The 12,931-nt window shown below is 49.9% G+C and carries 8 protein-coding genes; all 8 read right to left on the reverse strand.

The window, feature by feature from the left end; genetic code table 11:
• Positions 1-2,616, reverse strand: a complete 2,616-nt coding sequence (locus I6E38_RS02710) for a BamA/OMP85 family outer membrane protein (protein WP_235392552.1) — start codon at positions 2,614-2,616, stop codon at positions 1-3.
• Between the two features lie 45 nt (positions 2,617-2,661).
• Positions 2,662-3,405 carry an isoprenyl transferase gene (locus tag I6E38_RS02715; protein WP_235392553.1) on the reverse strand — a complete coding sequence of 248 codons (744 nt, stop codon included), beginning with the start codon at positions 3,403-3,405 and terminating at the stop codon, positions 2,662-2,664.
• Between the two features lie 13 nt (positions 3,406-3,418).
• The gene (gene porG, locus I6E38_RS02720) at positions 3,419-4,102 is read right to left on the reverse strand and encodes a type IX secretion system protein PorG (protein ID WP_235392554.1); all 684 of its coding nucleotides are present in this window, start codon (positions 4,100-4,102) and stop codon (positions 3,419-3,421) included.
• A 25-nt stretch (positions 4,103-4,127) separates the two neighbouring features.
• Positions 4,128-5,555, reverse strand: coding sequence for a DUF6242 domain-containing protein (locus I6E38_RS02725; RefSeq protein WP_235392555.1), 1,428 nt, complete (start codon positions 5,553-5,555; stop codon positions 4,128-4,130).
• Positions 5,556-5,778: 223 nt separating this feature from the next.
• Entirely contained in the window at positions 5,779-8,598 is a 2,820-nt protein-coding gene (locus I6E38_RS02730) for a M16 family metallopeptidase (RefSeq protein WP_235392556.1), read from the reverse strand.
• Positions 8,599-8,731: 133 nt separating this feature from the next.
• Positions 8,732-9,649: a site-specific tyrosine recombinase/integron integrase gene (gene xerA, locus I6E38_RS02735; RefSeq protein WP_235392557.1), complete on the reverse strand. Its 918-nt coding sequence runs from the start codon at positions 9,647-9,649 to the stop codon at positions 8,732-8,734.
• Between the two features lie 8 nt (positions 9,650-9,657).
• Positions 9,658-10,245, reverse strand: a complete 588-nt coding sequence (locus tag I6E38_RS02740; protein ID WP_235392558.1) for a DUF4923 family protein — start codon at positions 10,243-10,245, stop codon at positions 9,658-9,660.
• A 130-nt stretch (positions 10,246-10,375) separates the two neighbouring features.
• Positions 10,376-12,931 (reverse strand): mechanosensitive ion channel family protein, encoded by a 2,556-nt coding sequence (locus tag I6E38_RS02745; RefSeq protein ID WP_235392559.1) that lies wholly within the window; start codon positions 12,929-12,931, stop codon positions 10,376-10,378.

Below are 12,931 nucleotides of genomic sequence, written 5' to 3' on the forward strand. Positions count from 1 at the left end.
TTAGAATTCCTGTCCTAAGATGAAGTGGAACTGCGAACCGCCCTTGGTTCCGAACACCTTGTCGAAGCCGTATGCCCAATCGATACCCATCAAACCTACCATCGGGAGGAAGATGCGGACACCGAGACCGGCTGAACGCTTCATGTCGAACGGGTTGAACTTCTTGGTTTCGGTCCATGAGTTACCGCCTTCGATGAATCCGAGTCCGTAGATGGTGGTGTTGCCAAGGAGGAACGGATAGCGCAACTCAAGTGTCATGCGGTCGTAGGCATAGCCCTCGTAGCCGTAAGGAGTGAGCGAACCGTTTTCGTAACCGCGCAGACCGATGGTCTCTTCAGCGTATGATGTAGAGTAGCCGGTCATACCGTCACCACCCATGTAGTAGGTCTCGAACGGCGACTTCTTCCACTTGTTGAATGAGCCGAGCAATCCGAACTCGAGTCGTGTCATGAGTACGAGACACTTCTGTCCGCTTGTGAGTGCGGTGAACATGCGGCCCTTGAACTTCCACTTGTGGTATTCTACCCAGCGGTACTTCTCTTGCTGCTCCTTGTTGTATGTAGCCGACTTAGAGTTGGTGGCGAGGTGTTCGTAGTCCTTGCCGTCCCATGCCGACCATGGCGGAGTAACGGTAACCGATGCGACGAACTCTGAACCGCGGCGTGGGAACAACTGGTTGTCGGTAGATGTACGCGACAGCTGAATGCTGAGGTTGAGGTTGTTAGAGTTACCGTTGGTCATGAGGAAGTAGCTCCAGTTCTTCAGCATGTAGCGTGTGTACGACAGCGAGAGCGACAACTGGAAGTAGTCGTCTGGCCAGCGCAACTGCTTGCCCCATCCCAGTGAGAATCCGAACAACTTGATGTATTTGTCGGGGTCGTAGTACGACTCATAGTTGTTGTAGTTGCCGTAGCTGCCATAACCGTACATGTAGTTGTAGTAGTTGTTGAAGTAACCACTGTTGTAGTAGTTGCTCGATACGTCGGTCTGCTTAGAGAAGTAGGCTCCTACCGAGAACTGTATCGGTCGCTTGCCTCCAAACCAGTTGGTTGAGTATGAGGTGTTGTACGACTGATAGTATGTACCGTTGGTCTGTGCTCCGATTGAAAGAACCTCACCATCGCCGATAGGCATGATACCACGATGCTCCTTGTTCTTGTTGAAGAGGTTGCGCATCGAGAAGTTGTTGAGCTTGAGTCCGATACGTCCGATTACACCGGTCTGTCCCCATCCGAGCGAGAACTCAATCTGGTCGTTCGACTTCTGCTCAAGATCGTAGTTGATGTCTACTGTACCGTTCTCTGGGTCGGGCACCGGCTGCGGATTGACCTTCTCAGGGTCGAAGTGTCCCATTGATGCAATCTCACGTGCCGAACGCTGCAATGCCTCCTTCGAGAAGAGGTCGCCCGGCTTTGTACGCAGCTCGCGACGCACTACATTCTCATACAGACGGTCGTTACCGTTGATGCGTACGTGGTTGATGTGGGCCTGCGGACCCTCGAAGATACGCATCTCAAGGTCGATAGAGTCGCCTACGATGTTAATCTCTGTCGGGTGGAGTGAGTAGAACAGGTAGCCGTTGTTCCAGTAATTGTTGCCCACAGCGTCCTCGTCTTCGGTGAGTCGCTTGTTCATGAGCTTCTGGTTGTACACGTCGCCCTTCTTCATGCCGAGTACGGCAGCCAGATAGTCGGAGTTGTACACGGTGTTGCCCACCCATGTTATGTTGCGTATGAAGTACTTCTTGCCTTCGTCTACCTTAATGTTGATGCTTACGTGCTTGTCGTCAACGTTCCATACGCTGTCGCCTAAGATTACAGCGTCGCGGTAGCCGTGCTCGTTATACTTGTCGATGAGTTTCTGCTTGTCGGCCTTCCAACGCTCGGGTGTGAACTTCTTCGACTTGAGGAATGACGACAACTTGCCAGCCTCGTGAGTCTTGGAGAACGCTCCCTTTCTGAACAGGCCACCCTTAATCTGGCCGGCTCTCAAGGCATCGTTGCCTTCGATGGTGATGGTGCGCACCTTCATCTTCTCCTTCTTGTCGATGATGACGTCGAGGATTACGTGGTTCTTCTGCGTCACGTCGTCGCGCTGCACCACCTGGATGTCCGCGTTCTTGAATCCCTTGTCGTCGAAGTATTTCTTGGCAAGAATCTTGGCACGGTCAATCATGTTAGGTGTAATCTGAGCGCCCTTGAGGAGTCCGAGTTTCTCCTCCATGTCGGTGCGCTCCGATTTCTTCAGACCAATGTAGTTGATTGTTGACACACGCGGACGCATCTGCAGATGGATGTGTAGATAAGCCTTGTCGTGTATGAGCGAGTCTACCGAGATAGACACGTCCGAGAACAGGCCATACTTCCAGTAATGCTTCACAGCGTCGGTTATCTCGTCGCCCGGCAGCAGAATCTCCTGTCCGATAGACAGACCCGATATGCCAGTGAGCATATAGTCCTCATATCCTTCAGCGCCTGTCACGGCGATGCCCGCAATCTGTACGGTGCGCGGTGTTCCGGCATAGGATATGTCCGGGTATACGATTTTGTCCTGCGCCTTTGCGATGATGCTGCATGCAATGATGCAGAGTGTGGTCAACACCTTTCTTATATTCATTGTCTTCTTATTGTTTTTATCTTGTTAATCCTGGACGTTTACTCATTACTTGCTTTCTTCTGCTTCCACCTGTTTGCCGGTCTTTCCGAATCGGCGTTGGCGTTGCTGGTAGTCGGCAATGGCTTTGTGCAGGTCGGCTTCGTTGAAGTCGGGCCAGAAAGTATCGCAGAAATACAGTTCAGAGTAGGCTATCTGCCACAACAGATAGTTGCTGATTCGCAGCTCGCCTCCGGTGCGTATCAGCAGGTCGGGGTCGGGGATTGAAGCTGTCGTAAGGCTTTGCGATACGGTGTCTTCGGTGATGTCGTCGATAGACAGTTGTCCGTCAACTGCCTTCTTTGCTATGTCCTTCATCGCCTTTGTTATCTCCCATCTTGACGAATAGCTCAAAGCCACCACCATGGTCATGGCAGTGTTGCCTGCAGTATGGTCGATTGTTTCCTGAAGTTTTTGCTGCACTTCTATTGGCAGACGTTCAATGTCGCCAATCACCTTGAAGCGAACATTGTTCTTCATGAATATCTCGTCCTCGAGCGACGACAGTACAAGACCCATCAGGGCGGCGATTTCTGTCTCCGGACGGTTCCAGTTTTCGGTTGAGAACGTGTACAGAGTCAGGTATTTTACACCGAGCCGTGTACATTCAGAGGTGATTCGCCTTACGGTTTCCACACCTGCCTGGTGTCCATAGCTTCTCGCTTTACCTCGTTTGGTAGCCCATCGTCCATTGCCGTCCATTATTATGGCAATGTGTTGTGGTATATTGTTTTTATCGAGTTGGTTGGTCATTGTTTCTAATTGATTAATCGTCTTCGTTGTGGCATGTCCGGCATTTGGGCATAAAGCTGTATGTCACGGTGAGTTGCAGTGCCGAGTAGCAATCGGTGTTCTTGAACAGTCCGCTGCTTTTTATACCGTATGGGTCTTTCACACCGTCCAATTTGTCGCTCATAGAGAAGTGTTCTGCCCATTCCAGTGCAATGTTCAGCCTCTTGCCTGCCTTGTACTTCACGCCGAGTCCTATGGGCACATTTGCCGTGAAGGCATTGTCGCCGTCGCCTCCTGCGTATGTGGCTCCGAGTCCGGCAAATATGAATGGCGTAAGGCGCTTGGCACCGCGATAGTCCTGTCCCGTTCCGTATGGCCAGAAGTTGTATTCGTAGGTCACACCGGCATCAACAAGCGTCTTGTTGAACTGGTAGGGAGTTGTGGCATAGTCAGGATAGTATGTCTTGGCATTGTCCGACGAGCCTTTCAGTTTGCCATAGGCTGCCGAGAACTTCAACGCCATATATGGGTTGAATACTCGTCGCAACACCGCAGAAGCCATTGGCTGCATGTTTTTGGTAAGGCTTCCGCCAAAGTCACCTTGGTATGCCACTGCGCCAACGCCCGCTCCTATCTCCATACGATATTGGTAGTCGGATTGTGCCATGCATGTCGCTGACATTGCGAGGGCGAGTGATATTACAAGGTTTCTAATCATATGTATATATTATATGATATGTGTATTATTTCTCGAAAGCGGTCTGCTCCTTGGCCCAACCCAGTCGGTTGATGCGTCCGCGCCATGTCATACCGTTGCTGGCGTTTACGAGCCAGAGGCTCTTGTTCTTGTCTACAGTCAGAGCGTAGGTGCCCTTTGCTGTTATGGCGTTTGTAGCGTTTTCGTTGAAGTTGGTGGGCAACATTACTGTGGCAGTGTCCTCGCGCCATGTGATGCCGTTGTCCAATGACTTGTAGAATTTGGGAGCCTTGCCCTCTTCCTGTCCCATCATGTATACGCCACCGTCGTAAGCTACAGCACTAATGCCACTGAGCAGCGGTGCTGCGTGGTTGTTGTCGGCCGATACTCCGTAGTATGCCCACGGCTGGTTTTCGCTGTTCTCAGCAGCCTCGTCAATCTTTCCCCATATGGTAAGGTACTTGTCGTTGGGATAAGTGGCAGCGTCGCGGGTTCCGAAGAGCATCACACGGTCGGTCTTTGCATATCCTTCTATCTCAACGCTTGCGTATGTTGTCTCGCCATAAGGCATGAGCGAGAGCTCATCGTCTATTTCGGCTACGGCCCATGTAGCGCCGTTGTCCTTTGATGTCATCAGTCGGCCATCGGTAGCATATCCGTACAGGCTGTAGCGGCTTGCTGCTACAAGGCGTGTCACATCGGTAGCAGTGCCCATGATGTCCCATGTCTTGCCGTCGTTGGTGCGTACGATGTTGCCACCGTCGCTGATGTATACGTAGTCGTCCTTGGTTACAAGGCTCTTGTATGCATCGGCTGCGAGATTGTGTCCGAGGTTGGTCTCACACTTGGTCCACTGTGTGCCGTTGTTGGTATATACGATAGTTGTATTGCCATCTGTGCCGAGCAGAATCAGCTTACCATTTACAGCAGCTGTCTTTATAGCCTGCATGGTCTTCAGTTCGGCGCATATAGGTGTGGCATGCCATGCGAACGAGTCGGCTTGTTCCTTATGCACGTTCACATGTACTGTGTATTTCTTTACCGAAAGTCCAGAATTACTTACTACTTGCACTTCGCGGTCTACCGAGAAGTCAAGTGAGTCGGTTGAACTGAAGTAGTCGAGCGAGTCGCTCTTTTCCTTCTTTATCACCACCAGTCCTGCCGAACTGTTCGACACCGAGCAGAGGAGCTTTTTGGCGTCGACACCACATGGCAGCGAGTCGGGGTTGTATATCTTACCGTTAATCTGGTCTATATAGAACTTATAGTTGCTCAGTGTCAGTTCTTTCACGACGAGACTGTCGCGAAGTCCGTCTGAAGTCTTCACAAATGTGTTCTGTTTAGCTGTCGTGACTGAGAAACTTGAGATTGCACAATCGTCGGTGTATGTGTAATCATTGTCGCTTTCAAGGCAAGATGCCATCAAAAAAACGGTCGCGAGCAGCAGTGTAAAAGCTGCGAACTTACTTTTCATTGTACTCTAACTTATTATTTTTAGCTGCAAAATTAATCAGAATTCTCCAAATAGAACTTCTTTTGTCTTTATAATTATGCTATTTATTGATTAATAGTCTTATTTTTAAGGTTGTTTAGTGTTTTTGTAGTGTTGGTATTACTCAAAAAAAACGGACTGCAAGCACATATAATGCTTGCAGTCCGTTGATATTGCGTTTTTCACGCGTTATTTGCCGTAATGTTTATTCTTCAGGAAGCATAGCCACTGTGATGTGGTTGCCCGACTTGTTGAACTCCTTCATGTAGTTGCAGATATCCTGCGGAGTGAGCGATTCAAGTGTCTTCAAGTAGTCGGTATACTGGTCGAGACCGAGATTGTGATACTGGTTGATGATGCTGAGCCAGTAGCTGTTGCTCTTCTGCGAGTCGTGATATGACTTGATCATATACTCCTTGCACTTAGCCAGCTTGGCAGGGTCGCATGTGTTGGCGAGGTTCTTCACTTCGTCGTTCATGATGCGCATAGCTACCTCTTTCTTCTCAGGCTTCATTGGGCAATAGGCGAAAATCTGGAACATACGATAGTTGTCCTTGCCTACTGAGCATCCACCGTTGGCACCTACTGAGTAAGCTGCGCTTTCCTTCTCGCGAATCTTGTCCAGATATTCCATTGACAGAATCTGTCCTGCTATGCTTGCACAGAGAGCGTTCTTTGTGTTGTACGGCATAGTGGTGTTGTGCCACATCATGTAGGCTGTCGACTTAGGAGTCTCCTGTTTGCGCTTGAAGATGTTTTCTACAACGCCTGTGACAGGCTTCACCTCACGCTTGCTTGCTACAACCTTTCCTGCTGAAGGCAGAGCACCAATGTACTGGCAGATGAGCGGACGTATTGTTGTCTCGTCGAAGTTGCCGATGATAGTGAATGTCCAAGCCTTGGCGTTGGCTGTACGTTCCTTGGCAATCTGGAGGATACGGTCGTAGTTGATGTTCTTCAGTTTCTCAACAGTGAGCGGCTCCATGCGTGCATTGTGGTTGTAGATAGTTGCATTGAGCGAGTCGCTGAGTGCTGTCTCCGGGTCGAGCGAACGGTTCTTCAGCTTCACTTCCATCTGTGTCAAGAGGTTGTCGAATGTCTTCTGATCCTTGCTGATGTTTGTGAAGTACAGGTACAGCAACTGGAACATTGTCTCTACGTCTTTCGGTGTAGAAGCGCCCGATGCAGTTGTATACAATTCTGAGCCGAGGCTGAGGTCAACGTTTGCAATCTTGCCTGCCAGAGCCTTTGAAAGGTCGGTTGACGAGAAAGCTCCGAGTCCGCTACCGCCGATTACAGCGTCAAATACCTGCAGATTGGTATAGTCCTTCGGTCCGTAGAGTGTTGTGCCGCCGATGCCGCGTGCGCTCATGATAACCTGATCCTTCTTGTAGTCGGTCTTCTTCAGTATCACGGTAGCACCGTTTGAGAGTGTCAGTGTTGTATAGCCGAACTTGTCGCTCTTCTTCTCGCTCTTTATCTTGCCAGCCTTAGGCATTGTGGCGATGAGCGGTTCGTTCTTCACGTTGTCTACATAAGCAGTGATTTCTGAGGAGCGTGCTTCCTTGATAGCGCCAAGAAGCTGTGCCTCAGTAGGATAAACGTTGCCCTCTGCTTCGTTGCAGAACGAGATAATTACGGTGTTGCTGTCGTTCTCGGGCAGCATCTCTTTCATCATCTGGTTTATGACGTCAACAGGAATAGCATTTACAAGCTGCTTCATTACCGGATAGGTGTACTCGATTGACGGCATAGGCTCGTTAGAGAGGAAGTTGCCGAGAATCGGAGCGTACAATGCAGCGTTGGTGCGCTTGTCCTTGGCGCTGTATGCACGGTCGAGCTGGCTGAGATAATTCTCCTTGAAGCGTGCCAACTCTGTAGCGGTGAATCCGAACTTGGCAGCGCGCAATGCTTCAGTGTAAGCAGCCTTGAGGCTCACAGCCATATCCTTCAGTTCCTTAGGTGCTACAGATATGCTGAAAGCGTCCTTTGTCTTGGCGAAGATATACTGTCCGTCGTCGGCGCTGGCTGATACGTATGGGCAGCTGGCATCGAGTCCCTTCTCATACATACGGTAGTTGAGCAGGCTTACGGCAGCGCTCTTGGCGTAGTCGTATATGATGTAGTTCATGTTGTTCTTCAGCGAGTCAGGGTAGACATCGTGCTTAACCATGTACTGCACCATGCTTGTAGGCTGCTCCTTATCCTTGTCGATGATAACGATAGGCTCAGCGTTGTCAGGCACCTGTTCTGCTACGATAGGAGCCTGGTTGGCTGGATTCTTGAACGAGCCGAAGAGTTCCTTGATCTTCTTCTCGGTGTAGTCAACATCAACGTTACCAACTACGATGATGGCCTGGTTGTTGGGATGATACCACTTCTCATAGTAGTTGCGCAGTTCCTTCGGCTTGAAGTTGTCGATTACCGACATGAGTCCGATAGGATAGCGTACGCCATACTTTGAGCCCGGGTAGAGCTTGGGCAGGTTGCGCTCAAACATACGGCTTGAGGCACTGGTGCGCAGACGCCATTCCTCGTGGATAACGCCACGCTCCTCGTCAATCTCCTTAGGGTCGAGCAGCAGAGCGTTCGACCAATCGCTCAGTATGAGCAGACATGAGTCGAGAGCCGACTGGCGTGCAGTAGGGACGTTAGAGATATTGTATACGGTCTGGTCGATAGAAGTATAAGCATTTAGGTCGCCTCCGAACTTCACACCGATGCTCTCGCAATAGCGAATAACTTCGTTGCCTGGGAAGTGCTTTGTACCATTAAAGCACATGTGCTCCAGGAAGTGTGCCAATCCGCGCTGGCTCTCTTCTTCCTGTATTGAGCCCACCTTCTGTGCGATGTAGAAGTCGGCTCTGTTCTCAGGCCAGTTGTTGTGACGGATGTAGTAGGTAAGTCCGTTATCCAGCTTTCCGATGCGGACATCAGGATCATTGGGTATCGGTGGCATCTGTTGTGCCTGGGCAAGTCCTGCAAACACGGCAAGGACGGCTACCAATAGTTTTCTGAGTTTCATGAAATATAATTTAAATTTATTTTTAGTTCGATTAAGTGTCTATACATTAAGCGGACGTGCAAAAGTAACACATTACTTTGATATACAAGAATTAAGCAGTGTAAAAACTTCGTTTCTTAGTTTATATTAAATTTTAGTCGGGTGTTTTCTTCATGTTTCGCGGGTGATGTGTCAGTATTTCCTCGCGCAGTGTTGTTATGTCTATGTGGGTATAGATTTGGGTTGTCTTTATGTTTTCGTGCCCCAGCATTTCCTGTATGGCACGTAAGTCGGCACCGCCCTTTAGCAGTTCGGTAGCAAACGAGTGGCGCAGCGTATGTGGTGACACTGTCTTTGTGATACCAGCTTCCTCGGCAGTGCGCTTTATCATTATCAGTATCATGGTGCGTGTGAGGTGGGCGCCGCGTCGGTTCAGGAACACATAGTCCTGTTCTCCGGGCTTTATTTTCATCAGATTACGGTCGTACAGCCACAATTTAATTTCGTGAAGTGCGCTCTCCGATATTGGTACGAGTCTTTCCTTATCGCCTTTGCCAATGATGCGTAGGAATTTGTCACGCTCAAAGATGTCGTTGAATTTCAAGTTGACAAGTTCCGACACTCGTAGTCCGCACGAGAAGAGTAGCTCGATGATGGCCTTGTTGCGCTGTCCTTCCCATTTCGACAGGTCGATGGCAGCCTCCATGCGGTCTATTTCTTCGGTCGACAGGACCTCAGGCAGATGTTCGCCCACGGTGGGTGCTTCGAGCAGTTCTGAGGGATCGTCCTTAAGTATTCCGCTTATTACGAGATACTTGAAGAACGACCTTACCCCACACAATATTCTTGCTTGCGACGACGAAGCGATGCCGAACTCGTATAACACGGCAGCGAAATTCTCAAGATTGTCGAGTTTCACGTCCTCTGTTTTGAGATTTTCGTTGCGTAGATAGTTCAGTAGATAGTCGATGTCATGGGTATACGCTTCCACTGTGTTTTCTGAATAGCCGCGTTCGAGTCTGAGATAGCGCACGTATCGCCGTCTCAGCAGGCTAAGGTCGTCGTTTTGCATTGTCAGTATTATTTCTTGAGTTCAAATCCCAGACGCATACCGTCGTAATTCTTTATAATCGAGTTGATTATAGCTGCACTTGTGCTGAGCCCTGCCGTAGAATTGCTGATAGTCTTCAGTACAGTCATGAGCTTGTCAGAATTGAATGTAAGTGTCATTGTCGAGCCTTGGGTAGCAACGTATGCGGTATACGACTTGCCGTAGGTGGGTGTGAATGTGATAGTCTTGTTCTTCTTGTCGAATGTGTAAGTTCCCTTGGTCTCGCGCTTCTTTATCTTCGATGTGTAGTTGCCATTGCCGTCGAATGTGTATACGATGCCGTTGACACCCATCTTCTTGAGTATCGGAGCCACCTTATTCTCCATTTTTGTTGCAACAGCACTGCCGCCTGCCTGAGCCAGCACGCTGCTGCTTTCAAACTCGCATGCTGGTCCAGAATACTTCCATGTGCCCTTGATTGAAGTCTCTGTTGTAGCCTTGTCGCCAACAACACTGCCTACTACTCCCTTAAGGATGTCGCTGATACTCTGTGCTTTAACGCTCGATGTGAGCAGGCACATAATTGCCATCACGAATACAATCTTAAAATTCTTCATTACCATAAAACTATATTTTTTAAAATTCTTAATTCAAAAATGCAAACGCTGCCGAGAATAATTCAAAACTCAAAACTCAAAATTCAAAATTGCCGTAGGCAACCAATTCCTAATTCCTAATTCCAAATTCCTAATTTATAATATGTATATCTCTCTGTGGGAACGGTATCTCGATATGGTGTTCGTTGAGCGTGTTGTATATAGCTTCCTTCACCTGTCCGGTCATTCCGAACTTCTCCTCCACAAGCACCCAGTAGGTGACAAACAGATTGACCGAGTTGTCGCCAAATTCGTCAAACACTACGCTTACTGGCTTCTTCAGATCTATTACGTCGCGTCCGTCTGCACTCTTGCGAGCCTGCGCCTTGACTGCCGCAACGAGCATCTGGCGTACTTCTTCTACATTAGAGCCATAGGCTACGCCCACCGGCACTTTCACCATCTCGTACGAGTGGTTTTTGGTGATGTTCTTGAAGTTCTTGCTGAAGAGCGAACTGTTGAGGAAGGCTATGACGCATCCGTCTGCCGTAAGCACCTGCGTGCTCTGATAGGTGATGCTGTCCACCTTGCCACGTATGCCGTCGCACTCGATGAAGTCGCCCACACGCACACGTCCTGTCATGAGCGATATACCGTAGAAGAAGTTCTCGAGCAGGTCCTTCATTGCAAAACCAACACCAGTAGCCAATCCTGCCGATATCACGGAGATGGCTGTCGAGGGTATCTTGAGCATCTTGATGGCTATGATGGCATAGAGTCCCCAGCAGCAGATGGCTATGATGTTGTTGGCGAGCGTGAAGTTGGGCTTGCCGTTGACTACTATCTTAGAGCGGTGATACTTATGATAGAGCGACTTGATGAGATAGTCGAGATAGCGGAACACGAAAAACTGCGAGCCCACCATCACCAGCTTCAGTATAGACAACTGTACCACTCCGCTCACATTGAGAAAGTCGAACTGAAATATCTTCCACACCGTGTCGGTCAGGTCGAACACGTTGGCTGCCCACCATATCGACAGTAGCACCGAGAACACGCTCAGCACAGGCACCAGTGCTATGTATATGAAGTCGTAGAACCACGTCACGTTGATGTGCGCGCCATGACTTACGGTGATGACACTGAGCAGTGAACCCTTGCGCGCCTTCTCGGCTTCCTTCTCCGAGTGGATGCGGTGGCTGAGCCATCGGCGCTCGTACACTCCGAGCATGTCGTATACGCAAGTGATGGTCTGAATGCAGCTCAGCTGGAACATCCACCATATCAGCACCTGCACCGACAGCAGCACGTAGCCATACAATGCCGATGCGGTGGAGAATGTCATCATGAGCAGCGATATCCACGTATAGAATATGTCGGAACGCGGAATGTTGTCGTTGTGGCGCGTTATGACGTTCCACTGCCACAGTGTGAACACGAGCAGTATAGGGGGGAAGATGAGCGCCACAAGATTGTTCGGAATGAACACTATACGGAACGTTATGACGATGAACGACATGAGCATAACGGGCGTATAAATGCGAAATCCGCTCTTGATCTGATTGCCCGACAGGCGCACAAGCAATGAGAAGAAGATGGCACACAGCAGCCAGGCATACTCTATGAGCAGCTTCGACGCCATGAGGAAGAAGTTGTGGTACATGAACGAGCGCGCCACCATCACCGACACGGCGAAGATGAACATAGCCACAAACAGAATGAGGCACACCTTCTTCTTCATGAAGTTTTCGGTGCGGAAGCGGCGTGGCACGAGCCAGCGCACGAGCACATTGCTCAGCAGGGCTGCCACGATGATGTAGAACAGAACGAACAGGCACAGACCCATCACTATCGGACCGCGCCACTGCGAGTATACCTGACGTTCGGTGCCGTTGACGGTCTTCACCTTCTCGGTGTTGTACTTCTCGCTCACATCCGCCTTAGCGTTATGATACGACATAGGCATCGAGGCGATAATCTCGAGATAGTTCTGGTCGCCATTGACAAATATGTTGTGCTGTATCTCGTTGTATCGCTGCATGGCATAATCGTTCACCTTCTTGAGGCGTTGCGATATGCGCTGGTAGTGCTCGTTGTCCTTCTGCACCGAGGCGCGCACATTGGTGAGATTGCGGCACAGGGCTGTAGCGTAGGCAAGGCACGCCTTGCGGTCGGCCTGACCTGCCTCGTCGAGCATGAAGGGCAGCTGTCGCTGCTTGCCGTTCTTGTCGAGCACGAATTTCGGAGCCTTTGCCTTGCCGTTCTTGATGTCCTGCTGCATCTTGAGCGACGGTGGAATGTTGCTCAGCGTCTCCATAAGATACTGATAGCGTGCTATCTCGGCATCCATACGCTTCATGATGCGGTCGTAGGGCATGCGTCGCTTGCTGAACTCGCGATACAGTTCGGTGGCTTCATGGCATGCGTATGTCATGTCGAACGTGAAGTCCTGCTTCTGCGAGTAGAGCATCAGCGCAATCTGGTCGCTGCGCTGCATGAGCGAAATCATCTGCTTGTGCTGCTGTTGGTTGTACACGGCATAGCGCGCCATGTTCTGTCGTTGTTCGTTGAACGATGTCTCCAACTCGGCACGCAGCACTGAGAGTGTCGACTTCAGATTTTTCTCCTTCAGCACAGCACCGGTGTTTATTGTCACGCATAGCATGATGATAAGACACAGCACGCGCCTTATAGTTTTTGTTGTCAT

The sequence above is a fragment of the Leyella stercorea genome (genome assembly GCF_021531355.1).
Classification (GTDB): domain Bacteria; phylum Bacteroidota; class Bacteroidia; order Bacteroidales; family Bacteroidaceae; genus Prevotella.